Annotated in this window: 11 protein-coding genes; 4 read left to right on the forward strand and 7 right to left on the reverse strand. The window is 41.0% G+C overall.

The window, feature by feature from the left end; genetic code table 11:
- The 4 genes from U9O96_00600 to U9O96_00615 form a co-directional block, all read right to left on the reverse strand.
- The coding region (locus tag U9O96_00600; GenBank protein ID MEA2053609.1) for a DEAD/DEAH box helicase family protein at nt 1-453 on the reverse strand (453 nt) is incomplete at its 3' end.
- Between the two features lie 197 nt (nt 454-650).
- Nucleotides 651-2,555 (reverse strand): site-specific DNA-methyltransferase, encoded by a 1,905-nt coding sequence (locus U9O96_00605; GenBank protein MEA2053610.1) that lies wholly within the window; start codon nt 2,553-2,555, stop codon nt 651-653.
- A gap of 140 nt (nt 2,556-2,695) precedes the next feature.
- Nucleotides 2,696-3,694 (reverse strand): methyltransferase domain-containing protein, encoded by a 999-nt coding sequence (locus tag U9O96_00610; protein ID MEA2053611.1) that lies wholly within the window; start codon nt 3,692-3,694, stop codon nt 2,696-2,698.
- A complete protein-coding gene (locus U9O96_00615) occupies nt 3,691-4,509 on the reverse strand; it encodes a PH domain-containing protein (protein ID MEA2053612.1) in 819 nt (272 codons plus the stop codon). The genes U9O96_00610 and U9O96_00615 overlap by 4 nt, the downstream gene beginning before the upstream one ends.
- Before the next feature lie 159 nt (nt 4,510-4,668).
- Here U9O96_00615 and ftsZ point away from each other — a divergent pair, with 159 nt between their 5' ends.
- The 4 genes from ftsZ to U9O96_00635 are packed head-to-tail and all read left to right on the forward strand — an operon-like array spanning nt 4,669 to nt 6,976.
- Nucleotides 4,669-5,790, forward strand: coding sequence for a cell division protein FtsZ (gene ftsZ, locus U9O96_00620; protein MEA2053613.1), 1,122 nt, complete (start codon nt 4,669-4,671; stop codon nt 5,788-5,790).
- A gap of 1 nt (nt 5,791) precedes the next feature.
- Nucleotides 5,792-6,034 carry a protein translocase SEC61 complex subunit gamma gene (locus U9O96_00625; GenBank protein MEA2053614.1) on the forward strand — a complete coding sequence of 81 codons (243 nt, stop codon included), beginning with the start codon at nt 5,792-5,794 and terminating at the stop codon, nt 6,032-6,034.
- A gap of 4 nt (nt 6,035-6,038) precedes the next feature.
- A complete protein-coding gene (locus U9O96_00630) occupies nt 6,039-6,497 on the forward strand; it encodes a transcription elongation factor Spt5 (protein ID MEA2053615.1) in 459 nt (152 codons plus the stop codon).
- 2 nt (nt 6,498-6,499) lie between these two features.
- Complete coding sequence (locus tag U9O96_00635) at nt 6,500-6,976, forward strand: 50S ribosomal protein L11 (GenBank protein ID MEA2053616.1); 477 nt, start codon at nt 6,500-6,502, stop codon at nt 6,974-6,976.
- Here the strand turns inward: U9O96_00635 and U9O96_00640 are convergent.
- The 3 genes from U9O96_00640 to U9O96_00650 all read right to left on the reverse strand — a co-directional run.
- Nucleotides 6,973-9,024, reverse strand: coding sequence for a triple tyrosine motif-containing protein (locus U9O96_00640; protein ID MEA2053617.1), 2,052 nt, complete (start codon nt 9,022-9,024; stop codon nt 6,973-6,975). The genes U9O96_00635 and U9O96_00640 overlap by 4 nt on opposite strands.
- Before the next feature lie 115 nt (nt 9,025-9,139).
- The gene (locus U9O96_00645; protein ID MEA2053618.1) at nt 9,140-11,578 is read right to left on the reverse strand and encodes a PKD domain-containing protein; all 2,439 of its coding nucleotides are present in this window, start codon (nt 11,576-11,578) and stop codon (nt 9,140-9,142) included.
- Nucleotides 11,579-14,375: hypothetical protein (locus U9O96_00650; GenBank protein ID MEA2053619.1), on the reverse strand; the 2,797-nt coding region annotated here is incomplete at its 5' end.

Here is a 14,375-nt window from a genome sequence, read left to right on the forward strand (position 1 = left end):
GAATATTACTGCATCAGGGATTACGTGAATTGGATCCTCTTTCAAGATTACTTTTATGTTAAAGTCTTCTTTCCACTCCGGAGGTATAAATTTCCATTTTTTAAAAATCTCACCCCCCTTAAAATCCCTGGTAAGTCTTTCATAAATAACATTTTTTTCTCCAGCAATAATTAAAAACTTAGATGTATAATCATCTTTGTTTTCTTTTAGCCAATTAAGGTATGACCAAACTATAATCAAAGCCATTACAAAGGTTTTACCAGAGCCAGTAGCCATCTTAAAGGCATAAAGTGGATATTGGTCGTAAGAAGGATCATAGCCCCTTATTGGACCTGCTCCAAAATCTCTCGCCATATCTATGAAATTTTTCTTTTTCATCACTTCATAAACATAGATAAGTGTTTCAATTGCTTCTCTTTGACAGAACCAGAAATGAAATGGCTCATCGTCCACCAAACAGTCATCCTTAAACCAGTATTGTAATAAACGCCGGGTAGTATCTGTCACATTTGGATAGCATTTCTCCCGCCATTCATAAACTGCCTTCCTCAATTTATTGGCTAAATAAGTCGGGCTTGATCTTCTTTTATCTGGTTCTAAAAGTTCATACGGCTCTATCATATCCCTAAAGTAGGCTTGCTTGGGTTGTTTCATTTTATCCCCACCTTTAGAATTTTATTGGTATCATCCCCAAAAACATCCACAACCTTTACCATAATCTGGTATTCCTCAGCATCGTCATATCTGTGTTTAGCCTTATAATCCACCTTTGGATTTTTCTTTACTCTAAAACTCTGCCACTGATTGTGGAATGTATCTCCCTTATAATTCCAGTCGATTGCCCAGTAATCTATAAGTTCTCTTGAGTCTTTTACTTTTCTTGCTATCTCAGCAAGTTCTGCTGTCGGTGAAAGCTGGAAATCTGTTATTTTCAGACTTAATTCATTGCCTTTGATCTTTGTCTCAAGTTCTAAATAAGCAACCTCAGGGAATTTTACATATTTTGCCAATTCCTTTTCCACTACCTGATCTGGAACTTTCAATAGCTGTAGATCAAAACCGACAAGTGAAGATTTTATTTCATTTACTGAAGGCATCTGAACGAGTCTTAAATCAACGCCGTTTTTCTTTGCTAATGCCTTGGCTAATTCATTCACCTCATAACTCCACTCCCAGCCAAGAACATCTGCCTTGTTGAATTTGTTAGCTCTACACTCAACAACAACCTTTTCAACCTCTTCCATTGTAACGGGGGCATTCAGAGGACCAACATGAACAACTCTATCTCCTTTACTTCCATGTAAATATCTAAAGCCCGTCAGAGGCTGTGTCTGATAGAGTTTTAACATAAAGGCAAGGTATTCATCTTCTTTTTCCTGCCAATAAATTGTTTCATAATTTCCTATATTCCATAGTTCAAATGGTCTTGCTGGCTTTTCATATTGCCTACCTTCATTCTGTAAATCCTTTGAGTTATGAATATCCAGGAGCCTCTTTCTCGTAACCTGAATGGCAAACTTGGATAGATCGCAACCTATCCATCGCCTACCAAGTTTTTCTGCAACCGCTAAGGTCGTCCCAGAGCCGCAGAAAGCATCAAAAACGATGTCGCTAGGGTTGGATGAGGCAAGGATGATGCGATTGAGTAATTTTTCTGGTTTTTGCGTATCAAACCCCAATAATTCATCTCGTGATATTTGCCCCCCAGATGGGATATCGTTCCACCAATCTTCAGGAATCTTACCCTTCCGATATTCTTCAAATTCTCCTTCTTCTCTTTCAAATTTTCCTGCATAAATACCGCCAGTACCTTCCGCATATTTACGCCTACTCAAAAAACTCTCACTATATGCGATTCTGACTTCGTCTATGTTGAACACGGGATTATCTCCCTTAGTGTATCTTAGTATTATGTCATGTTTATCTGCAAAATCTTTTACTTTTCTTACGGGCCCCGTATAGCACCACACAATTTCATTTCTACAATTCTCATACCCGAATATCTCATCAATCATCACCTTTACATAATGTCCTACATGCCAATCTAAGTGGACATAGATAGAGCCATTCTCAGCCAGCAAATCTCGCATCAAAACCAATCGCTCATACATATATTTTAGATAAGAAGCAATTCCACCACTCCATGTATCCTTATATGCTCGTTCTTCAATAATGGAAGGTTCTTTTTCAATTTTCTCGTCTCCGAGTTTTGTTCTTATCGTAAAATCGGAACCTGTGAAAAACGGTGGATCAATATAGATAAGATTTATCTTTCCAGCCCATCCCTGCTTAATCATAGAACTCATGACTAACTTATTATCGCCCCAGACGAGGAGATTCTTCCAATCTTTGGAATAATTCTCAGGCCAATGTTTCAATGATTCTTCAAAATCTCCAAGCCCCTTTTGTATTCTGCGTGGTTTATTAATCGTTTCTACAACCTGGAACGGGAGATTCGGTCTTTCGACTGGCATTTTTTCTCTCAAATCCATTTTATCATATTTCTGATGCCAGAGCAATTCAACATATTTTTTGTTATTGGCCATTCTTATCATCTCCTAAGTGCACATATCTTTATCTTATTTTGGGTATATGTTATTTATGGAATATAGTTTCATTCCTATTACGATTTTTGCCCCTTTCCGCATACTTAGCGGTGTTCTCCTTCTTTTCTCCATGCCATGTGTCCATGATTTCATATAATGTTTCTATATACGCAGAAATACCTAGTCAAACTTCTGTGGATTCTCATAGGATGAATTTCCTCGAGATGGAGATATTTATTTCCAACGTCTATAAACTTTTTATGGGGCACCCCTACAACTGCAATGCCTCCCTGTTTTAACCAGTTTTTCATTTTAATGAATGCTTTTTCATAAAGTTTGTCAATATCATCGCCGATGTAAGTAGACCTCCCGTACGGTAGGTCCGATACTATCGCATCCACATTATTTATTGCTATTTCAGTTGCATCCGCATTGTAAAGTGTATAGCTCTCAATACCGTAATGTTCCAAATTTTTTCTGCAGCCCTCGATTATATTCTTTTTAATGTCTATACCGACAACCTTTGCCCCTATCAGTCCTGCCTCTATCAATATACCCCCCGTTCCACAAAAGGGGTCAAGAAGTGTCTCCCCTCTTTTAATACCAGACAGGTTTACAAGTGCCATTGCAATTCTCGGGTGGATAGAAATTGGGGGAGAGAAAGGCCTATACTGGGACCGCCTTCCTTCAAATTTTTTTCTATTGATACTTGCTATTTTTTTACACAGATATATCTCTTTGTCGGCAAATATGGTTATCTCGATATCCGGATTTTCCAGATCAACATTCAATTTTTTTTCCCTTTTTATAACGCCACCGATGTTATTTTTTAGGAGAGAGATACTCGTTCCGTCCCCGAACCTTCTCCCACTTATGCCAAAACTTTTTCCCACTCCAAAATCGATTTTACTTATTTTTTCTTCTACTTCGGTTACAGTTCCCTGGGCTATAACTTCATTAACAGTGTATGAGAGAGCAAGCCGCCCAGCAATTTCCCTGATTTTATCCATATTTGTTTCTACATCTACAATAAATATACTGTTCTTTTTTATTTCACCAAAATTTAAGCCATATGCAGCCATGCAGGCCTTTGCTTCAGCCAACGGAAGGGATGGATGTTCTCCAGATAACTCAAATAATATATTCATTCTTCCTTTCTTCTCAATGAATCCAAAATTTCCTTTTGTATTTCTAATTGCTCTCGCTGGTATGGTGCCACTGAATTCCGCTGAACGAGATTCTCGAGTAATTCTCTTATTCCCCTGTACGGATGCACCCCGTGGAGTTCATAGTAGCTCCTCGTCCTAGGAGTATTTATGCCCTTGCCACCCCCTGCAAATCCAAAGATGCCCACCTTTTTTTTCGCTTCTACGCCGCCGCCCGCAAACACCTCATCCTGTCCGAGTCCGAAACCGGACGGTGTTATCGGTATTATATCTCCAAATCCAAATATTTTTCCAATGATTCCCTGAGAAGCATCGATATCGGTTATCTTTTCATACCTTAAGCTTCTCTCCTTTACTCTTACTATGCCGCCCCTCAACAGAATCCTGAGGTCGGTGATAACATACCTATGAGAACGGCGATATATCTCAACTAAAGGCAGTCCAAGGATAAAAATGAAAATGGTATACAGCGGGAGAAAGAGATGTGTATTATCCCAAAGCTTCCAGTCCCATGATATTATCAAGCCCAAAATAATAATGGCCACAAATGAAAAAAATATTCTCCACCTTACAAAAGATAGTGATGCTATTATTCCAAAAAGTGCAATGCCCGCCATCCATATAAAAGTTGTGACCACGATGCCAATACCGTCCCAGTAAGCAGAATTAAAAAGCCATAAAAGAAAAAATCCCCAGATCAAAGGAATGAACCACAAAAGATGCAAATTTACAAACGACAGTGGATGAGGAGTGAGCTTTCTTTCTATTGTTTCGTTTTCTAATAGGTTTATCTTCACACTCGAATTAATGAATTTCTCATATACATGCTTTTTGCTTTTTCTTTTTAGCTTCGCTTCAGACAAATAAACAATTAGTAAAATCCATTATTCAGGCAATGAAAACATCAAAACATTTTAATAAATGTTCTTGTTTTACCTTCTAAATAGGTGAGATAAATGAGAAAAATTGTTGAGGAAGCAATTTCACGTGCTAATAATGAGAGTCAAGAAATAGAAATGAATGAAGAAGAGCTTAGAGAGATGGAGGAGAGCAATAGAGAACTGGAGGAAATACTATCTGGTCTAACCACTATAATAAAAGTTGTGGGGTGCGGAGGAGGAGGGACAAATACAATTGAGAGATGTGTTGATGCAAGAGTATATGGCGCGGAATTGATAGCACTAAATACCGATGCACAGCACCTTCTTCATGCAAGTGTTCCCAATAAAATATTGATAGGGAAGCATATAACAAAGGGCTTCGGAGCGGGCTCACTTCCTCAGAAAGGAAAGGAAGCAGCCATGGAAAGTGAAGAGGATATCAGGAATAAATTACAGGGAGCGGATATGGTATTTATAACATGCGGCCTAGGAGGGGGAACAGGTACGGGCTCAGCCCCAATCATATCAAAGATTGCAAGAGAGGACGGGTCACTAACTATTGCTATAGTAACTCTGCCGTTCAGTGTTGAAGGCCGCATACGGAGAGAAAATGCAGAAATGGGACTGGCAAGACTCAGGGAGATATGTGATACTGTTATTGTAATCCCAAATGACAAATTACTCGAGGTTGCTCCCAGGATGCCGCTGAATGCAGCATTCAAGATGGCAGATGAAATACTCATGAGAAGCATAAAGGGAATAACAGAGATGATAACAAAACCTGGCCTGATAAATCTGGATTTTGCGGATTTAAAGACAATAATGAAGAGGGGCGGAGTTGCGATGATAGGCATCGGAGAATCGGACAGCGAGAACAGGGCAACAAATGCTGTAACAGAAGCTCTCTCCTCACCATTACTTGATGTCGATATAAGCGATGCAACCGGAGCGTTGGTAAATGTTATAGGAGGAGAAGATATGACGATAAAAGAAGCGGAAGGCGTGGTAGAGGAGTTGTATTCAAGAATAAATCCTGATGCTTCAATAATATGGGGAACTTCAATAGATAAAAGCTTAAAAAGAGAGATAAAAGTCATGCTCGTGGTGACCGGCGTGAAATCCAAACAAATACTCGGACCGTCAGTAGAAGGAGAAATTGAAGGCAGCAAAGAACATGGAATAGATATTATACGGTAAAATGAGCAAAGCAATAGATAGAGCATGGGAAATCCAGTATAAAATAGAGAAAAAGACAGAGAGATTGGGAAAGGGGAAATATGGCCGCGTTCTTAAAATGGCCAGAAATCCTGAAAGTGAGGAATATATCAAAACTTCACAGATGGCAGTCATAGGAATTGCAATTATAGGGATAATAGGTTTCGCGATATATTTACTGGCTGCAAAGGTTGCACCGTGGATAGGAGATTTAATAGGGCTTTGAAATTATGGAAGAAGATACAAAAATTTTTGTTGTGAAAACACAGGTAGGACAGGAGGAGAACGTATCCAACATGCTTTATAAAATGGTAAAGAAAGAAGGAGGAGATGTTGCTTCGATACTTGCGCCAAGAGAACTGAGAGGGTACATATTTGTCGAAAGTTATGATTCTGACGTAATAAAAAAGACAATAAGGCATATGAAATATGCTAGAGACATTTTAGAGGAAGATGTACCGTTTGAGGAGATAGAACATTTCCTGTTCCCGCCTTCTGCGGTTGCCAATGTTGAAGAAGGAAATATCATCGAGTTGATATCTGGCCCCTTCAAGGGAGAAAAGGCAAAAGTAACAAGGATAGATGATGCAAAAGAAGAGATAACAGTTGAATTGCTGGAAGCGATGGTCCCAATCCCAATAACGGTCAGAGGAGAACAGGTAAGAGTATTGAAAAAGAAGGAGGAATAAAAATGGCAGAAGTAGTAGAAGTTCTTGTAGAAGGAGGGAAAGCATCAGCCGGTCCGCCCATAGGGCCTGCTCTTGGACCACACGGAGTAAACGTTGTAGAGGTCGTGAATAAGATAAATGAAGTAACGAAAGAGTTTAACGGTACGACGGTACCAGTTAAAATAATCATTAACCCGGCAACAAGGCAGTGCGAAATAGAAGTGGGAACTCCACCTGCATCTGCTCTTATCCTCAAAAGGGCGGGCATCGAAAAGGGTTCACAGGATGCGAGAGAGAAGAAGGTTGGAAACATCACAATGAAAGATGTAATAGAGATTGTAAAGATGAAGAAAGAAAGTTTGCTGGGAAAAGACACGAAAGCAAAGACAAAAGAGATTGTGGGAACATGCGTATCAATGGGCATAAAAGTTGATAAAAAAGATGCAAAAGATGTGGAAAGAGAAATAGAGGAAGGAAAATACGATTCCTTTTTTGACTAGATATTGTAAACTTTTACATCTACCTCGCTGGATGCAGAATTTCCGGCATTATCGTACGCGGTAACTTTTAGCGTGTGAGAACAGAATACTGTTTCATCCCACTCCCATTCGTACGGCGCCTCGCTGTCAATATTTTTACTCACGTTGTCCACGAAGAATTCCACTTTATTTACTCCGGATGTTGCATCGCTCACATTTGCAGTAACAGTTATTTTCCCAATTACAATAGCCTTGGGACGCAAAATTGGCATTACCTCTCTGTCAAAAAGATACAGGTGATTACGTCGTGGCTTTTGAAGTGACAAGGAAGGCGGTGTATTATCTAAAGTAAATGTAGAATTTGAGGTATCTGTCCCCTGGTTATTCGAAGAGTCCTTCACAGATATTTTTATCAGGTAATTATGCCCATCTTCTAGATCGGCAGTGTTCCATTGATACTCTCCCGTATTTTCTGCATTCGCAACCATCGTCTGCCAAGAAACCCCACCATCAACACTGTATTTTATCGTTGCCTTTAGTAAATTTGCAGGGTCATGATTGTCGGTGGCATTCCATTTAATAGTTACAACGCCAGATACATTTTCCTTTCCATTTGGATACAGCGCTTCTACTACAGGGGGCGTTGTATCCTTAATATGGAATGAATGAATGGCCGATGCATTGCCATTACTGGCGTCATCGATAGCATATATGGTGAAATTGTATGTGCCCAACTGTGTATATGATTTCTCACAATAATAAGTATGACCCGTCACATTCTGTTTTATAGAGAAATTATAATGGCTTGCATCTGGATATGATATGTTCAGAAACACATCTGCTATCCCAACATTGTCGGTTACTGTCGCAGAAACATTTATCCTGTGCCCAGGGCTTGCCTGAAATGGATTTGCCGTTATACCTGATATTTCCGGGGGTGTTGTATCCTGTATCTGAAATGAATGAATGGCCGATGCATTGCCATTACTGGCGTCATCGACAGCATATATGGTGAAATTGTATGTGCCCAACTGCGTATATGATTTCTCACAATAATAAGTATGACCCGTCACATTCTGTTTTATAGAGAAATTATAATGGCTTGCATCTGGATACTCTATGTCAAGGAATACATCTGCCAATGCAACATTGTCAATTACTGTCGCAGAAATTTTGACTGTTTTTCCAGCTTCCTGCACTGGAGGAGTTACCAGAATGTCCGATATTTCTGGAGGAATAGTGTCCTCTCCAGTTTCAACAGTAAACGATCTTTGTGCAGGCGTTTGATCCTCATTCCCTGCCTCATCTCTGGCTTTTACTTTGAATGTATATCCACCGTTTGGCAAATCATTATATGTTCTACTGGTATCAGAAACCCATGCGGACCACGAACCATCATATCCCTCTAGCTTGTATGAATAAACTAGATTGGCTGTTGAAGTTATATCATCAGAACCAGTCCATTCAAATGTTACATCATTATAATTTATAGTTCCACTTGGGCCACTGGTTATAGTTGTTGTTGGTGGCGTATTGTCAGCTGTTACCGTTACAGTTCCATTATTCGGGGAAGGAATGATTGTTTGATACTCTGTCCCGATAACCAGTGTAGAAGGATTTTCAGCTGTTCCCATAATAAAATCTACTGGTGATGTGCCTGCTGATTTTGCTCTGAACGTTATTGTTGCAAACGTTCCTGCAGTCGATACATTGCCCAGACCGAATATCATGTTTGCTATGGCTTTGATAGTGCCATTTATATTATCTACGATTCCATCTATAAAAAATTCATTGAAACCCTCAAATAAATCCCCCTTTACCATATCTACCACTTCTAAAACAGATGGATTGAAGCTTATAGAGCACTGTGCACCTATTATCGGCTCCGCCGGGTCTATGGTTATATTTACGGTAAAAGTTTCATCAGGAGATACAGTCTGGCTGTATGGCGAAACACCAATTTGAGTATCCGAAGAACCGCTAACTTCTAAAATTGCTCCAGTAAAGCCCCCAACAAAAAGGAGGATTGCTACAATCAAACTGAATATGCTCTTTTGCATTTTTTTCATATTTATAACCTCCATGTGTCTTTATAGATTGTATTGGATACACATATTTAAATTTCACTGAAATTCATTGATTTAGAAATATATAGATAAAAAAGTAAAAAAAGAAAAAAGGAGATTATTCCTGCTTCGTGGTTCTGCGGCGCCAGATGATAACCACTGCTATTGCTATGATTGCCAGAATTATTATCGCAATTATGGGCAATATAAAGCTGGGTTCTTTCTCAACAGGTATATCAAGCGACGTTACATCTGTCGCATTGTCATTGTCTGTAATGGTTAATGTCGCCGTGTATGTCCCGTCCGCATCGTATTTATGAGTTGGGTTCTGCTCATAACTGATATTGCCGTCTCCGAAGTCCCATGTATAATTTGTTATTGTGCCGTCGTCGTCTGTCGAAGTATCTGTAAATGTAATTTCTTTATTTACTTTTGGCTTATCTGGCAGATAGGTAAAGTATGCCGTAGGCGGCTCATTTGCAATCTCTATTGCCTGTGAACAAGTGTCTGTTGCACCCTTATCATCCTTGACCGTAAGTGTAACGGTATAAGTTCCGTTGTCGTCGTATTTATGCGTTGGTTTCTTCCCATAGCTTACATTTTCATCACCGAAATCCCAGGTGTAATTGACAATATCGCCATCGGGATCATCAGAATCAGATGCATCAAAAGTTATTGTGTCAAGGTCCGTCGGATTTAATGGGGTATATGAAAAATCTGCTACCGGCTCTTCATTTGTGTCTACAGTAAACGATCGAGTACGAGTGGACGATGGATTCCCTGCCCCATCTCTAGCCTCCACGTAAAATGTATAGCTGTCATCACTTAAACCGCCAAACGTCTTGGTTTTAGCTGACGACCACGACGACCAGCTACCGGTCAGTTTGTAGCGATACTGCAGTCCACCGACATTATCTGAGCCGCTCCATGAAAACGTGGAAGTGCTGGTATCAATAGTTCCGCTCGGTCCGCTCGTGATGGCCACTGTTGGGGGATCGTTATCAGAAACTGTTATTGTTCTATCTGGAGTAGTATTCTCATTACCAGCAGCATCTTTGAATATGCAGTTATAAACGATATTGGCTACTGAATTAGACGGGATATCTATTGTGTAGTTGTAATAATCTCCATCTTTTGTCATATCATGGAGAGTTCCAGATACATTGATTTTGTAATATGTAACATCAATATTATCGTTGGCAGTAAAGCTGACTAATACAGATTCTCCAGTGGTTCCGCTTGTTGGCTCAGCAACAGATGTGTATTGTGGCTTATCATTATCAGAAATAGTAACATCTTTTGTTCCAGTGCTATCCCAGTTACTGGAAGTATCAACAGCAGAGATGATGTAATGCAATGGCTGGAGCGTATGGTCAATGGTAATGACTTTTATGTAATTGTCACCGCTCTTTTCCATGCTCACGTTGGTATGCTCGCCGGTGCCATACCAGTATTCAACATAAACAGCTGAAACTTCTATGTTGTCCGTCACATCGGCATTCAATGTAAAGCTATCGCCAGTTGTTGCAACATTAGAAGTTAAATCTTGTATAGTTGGCGGTTCGCTATCAATAGTTATTGTTGCATTGATTATAGAAGGAGTGATTTCTTCAAACGAAGAATTCACTATTACTACATTGGAAATGTTTACAAATGATGCTCCTGATCCGATTGCTCTGAAGGTTATGGTTGCAAAAATTCCGGGTTCATCTGTAACATTATCCTCGAGATTTATTGCAGATATATTTCTGATCGTACCAGTATTATTGTCTATCTCCATTTTGTTAATCCAATCCCATTGGTCAAACAACCCTCCGTCAGATACATTAACTGCGTTTATGATTGACTGGTTGAATGTTATGTCGAATTGCAAACTCTTTATTGGCTCGGCAGGATTTAGAGTAACATCAACTGATATATCTTCGTTTATACTTCCAGTTTGACCGGAAGGCAATATCTCCAAAATAGTAATAGTAGAGACAACTCCGGGATTTGCCGCAATGTCTTCCTGTGGCACTTGCTGGGGGGGGTAAGATGCATCTGTTAACTTTATATTGGAGAAATTTATAGTTGATATTCCTGCTTCAATTGTTTCAAATTTGATAGTTGCAAATACACCGTTGGTTGCAGTCCCCTCAAAGTTAAACGCAACAATACTTTTTATTGTACCGTTTTCGTTATCGATTGCCCAGTTAAATCCCATATCAGGCCCCCATGTATCAAACATTCCTCCGTTGATAACATCAGTGGCATTTAGGATATCGGGGTTGAACACAACATCGATCTGCACTCCTGTAAGCGGCTCTGCTGAGTCTATGGTGATATTTACTGTAACAGTTGCTCTAACCGGCACTCTTTCCTCTGCAGGCATTATGGCAATTGTAACAGCTGGCTCAGGGTTTGCCGACACGTCTGAATAACTGCTCAAAGATTGAACCCCTCCGAAACACAACCCCACCACCAAAAAAGTGGTGAGGAGGAGAGTTGTTTTCCATCCTCCAATGCGATTTTCTTTCATGGTTTCCCTCTTTATGTTGATTTTACTTTCCATTTTCATTTAGCCTGTCCAGTTACTTGCTAGTATGGTGAGATCAAATAGATCTATTACGCCATCTGGTTCCCCACCTGGTCCACCTAAATCGTATTTGTCAAGTCCCAATGTTTCCCATTCTTCTGGGTTTTCGGCCTGGGACATTCCCCAGTACTGCACTATCTGCATGAGATCGACAATATCAACCGAGCCGTCGCCGTCGAAATCTCCAGATACTGGCTCAACATAGCATTCTGCCTTTGGTATTAACACGTCATCCACATTGCCAAGGCCATCTGTGGCAACTGAACAGAATTGGTAGTATCCCGGACCTTCAGGAGCATTGAATGACCAGGTGAATCCTGCTGTCTGGGTTCCGTATTCTATCCAATCACCCCAGGTTTCATTGTCCTCGCTGTAACGGTAGTAGAGAGTGACAGAGCTTACGCCAACTTCATCGAATTGGTCATTTGCAGTAACGTTTATGTCGAAAGGCTCTGTATAGTTCTGTTCATATTCTATTGTATCTATGGTAGATTGAGGTGGCGTGTTATCAATGATTATCTTCTGCTTGCCTTCATCGCTAACCAGTCCTGCATTATCGGATGCGCGATAGAACAGATGGTATACCTCGCCTTCGTTTAGAGTAATGCCCATACCTGCCTCGAATTCAGTTACGGTGAAGGTTGCTGTATATTCAGCTACAGGCCCGCCAGCCCATACAACCCACCATTCCCCTGGGAACGGGGCACCTGTCAGGGAAACTTCTATCCTAACAAGGCCTGACTGGTTATCTGTTGCATAGAGCCATATCGGCGTATCGGATGTGACATAGTCCATGTCCTCAATTATTGATGACTTGATGCTAGGCTGTAAGTAACCCTTCTCAATAGTTGGTGCTGTCTCATTTAGGAGAGGGTTATAGTAAATCTTCTGCTTGGTTGGCAAATATTCCTCATAATGGCTTACATTGTCTATCGCCCTGTGGTACAATATGAACGGCTTGGATGTGTTATATGTCTCATACCAGCTGTCTAAGAAGTCTTGACCGAAGTGGTCTATCAGAGTGAAGCAGTATTTCTTGCCTTCAGAGACATTCTCGAATGTCTTCCATTCGTATAAACTCGGGTCACCAATCCCCGTACTTTCAAATTTATACTGTATGTGTTTGACTCCGCTGTCCCATATGTGTGGGTCAACGGCACTGAAGCATATTGGAGTAGTTGCATTGACTGTATGGACGGTCTCACCGACTTCTTCCTGAATTACTTGGACTGGTTCACCATATTCCTTGATGCTTATCGGAGGTGTGCAGTCGACAATGATGTCAGGCACGTGTATCTCCTCGCTCCAGTTGTTGTAATCAACGGCATAGTAATGAAGTTCGTATTTGCCACATTCATCAAACCAGTCACCAAGACATATGTAGTCACCACAATATCGAGTCCACTCGATCAATGGTATCCACTCACCTACAGCATTCACGGTAACATCTCTTATAATAAGTAGATAAGTTGAACCATCTTTCACAATGCTCTCAACGGAATAATATCCATCGTTACGACAATCTACGTCCCATTCTATGTACATATAGTCTCCTGAACTCCAGTTTCCATCACCATCTGGATCTATAGCGTCATAATACCATCCAATCTCATCATTAGTTACAGGGTCAAAGAGTACGCCAAAGTGTGGATCCCAATACATTAAACCACCGATCTGATTGGATAACAATCTAACCTCGTATTCACTGGTCTGCCAGAACCATAGAGTGTACTCAAGATATTGCACGCCCGTCTGGCAATCCTCGTTCTCTGGATAATCGCTAGCATTGAGGCATACATCGGTGTCATCCCTGATATAGTAAAGGTTGTCTCCAGCAGTGAAGTTTATTCCATCGAATACCAGTTCTGTTTGAGGAGCCATATCGTCAACACCAACATACCATTCATTTGGCTGTTCGGTATTGCACAAGTCGTCCTTGCTGAAGTAGTAGAGCGTGTGGTTGCATCCGTGGTCGAAGAATTCTTCTCCCGGATATGCGTAGGGCATCCACCAGATGTAGCCGCCGTAGTAGTTTTCAACATACTGCGACCAGTTGGCTTCCCAGTCTTCCTGCGGCATGCATTTGTCGATCCAGAAGAGGGAGCTATTGGTCCAGTTGATGTAGCTCTCATAGTCGGAAACCGTGATGTCGCTGCCGTTGATGGCACCTTCGGTTTCAGGCGTCGGCCAGAACTCGTATTTCTCGGTGTCTGGATTCCACCATCTCCAGCGGAAGAACGTATTGTCCTGCCAGTTGTACGGATATATGCAGGGTTCCGTGCCGTTGCGGGTGTGGTTGGCATAGAAGTGGAAATCGTCTTTTTTGCAGATAACGGTGGGCAAAGTATCCCATGGCTTGTACCAGTAATCCTCTTCATTAGCAGAGCTGTCGCCATCATTCTTGGGTATCCAGGGGTGGTCGCCCCACGAGATGTTGAGATCTGTTTCAGGTGCAGTACCGTCAACATACCAGCGTTCATGATGTAATTTACTGGTATGGCAGAGATAATCCTTCGCGAAGTAGTAGAATTCATGGATGCAGTCCTCCGGCAGATGTATACCCTCTTCCTCGTCGTAGATGTACCAGTAGTAGCTGTATATTTCCTCATCTTCTTCTGTTATTCCTGGGATGTTGCCACCCAATACACCGCTCTCATATGGATATTCCTCGCCCTGATATTCATATCTCCAGTATATGCCGCTGACACCGACCTTGCACTGGTTGTCTGGATAGTCGGTGGCGTTCAGTCCGATTCGGGCACATGCCCTGAGGAAGCCG

The sequence above is a fragment of the Candidatus Thermoplasmatota archaeon genome (genome assembly GCA_034660695.1).
Taxonomy (GTDB): Archaea; Thermoplasmatota; E2; order UBA202; family DSCA01; genus JAYEJS01.